Here is a 432-nt window from a genome sequence, read left to right as displayed (position 1 = left end):
CGCGCCGTGCTCCAGCGAGTGGACGGCGTTCACGTCCGGGACGGCCTTCGTGTAGACGGTGCCTTCGCAGGTCATCCACGCCTGGTGGTGATCACCGCCGACCGGTGGATTCATCGGATAGGTGACGGCGGCCTCGACGTGGTTGCGCCCGAGCTTCCCGGCGTCCCAGGACTTCTCACCGCTCACCGGCTTCTTCGCGGCGGCGGCCTGCCGGGCGTCCTTCTCGTTGGCGTCGTTGATGGCGTAGGCGCCCCAGCCGACGAGCCCGGCGAGGATGACCGTACTGATCGTGACGGTGAGGATGCGGCTGCGGCGTTCGCGCGCCCGCTCGGCGCGGCGAGCCTCCTCGATCTTGGTCCGTCGGGCCGCGGCTGCCGTCTTCTTGCTGGTCTTGCTCATGACTGTGCTGTCCTCGTCCCCGCCGTACGGCGG

Annotated in this window: 1 protein-coding gene; it reads right to left on the bottom strand. The window is 69.7% G+C overall.

All coding sequences use genetic code 11. The annotated features are described in order from the left end of the window. A partial coding sequence (locus BZL64_RS12860; protein ID WP_143663113.1) for a DUF3105 domain-containing protein occupies positions 1-399 on the bottom strand: 399 nt, incomplete at its 3' end. Positions 400-432 lie beyond the last annotated feature (33 nt).

Origin of the sequence: Streptomyces bobili (assembly GCF_002154575.1) — a bacterium.
Lineage (GTDB): Bacteria > Actinomycetota > Actinomycetes > Streptomycetales > Streptomycetaceae > Streptomyces > Streptomyces bobili.
Note: the sequence above shows the minus strand (reverse complement) of the source record. Positions and strands in the feature narration are given on the sequence as shown.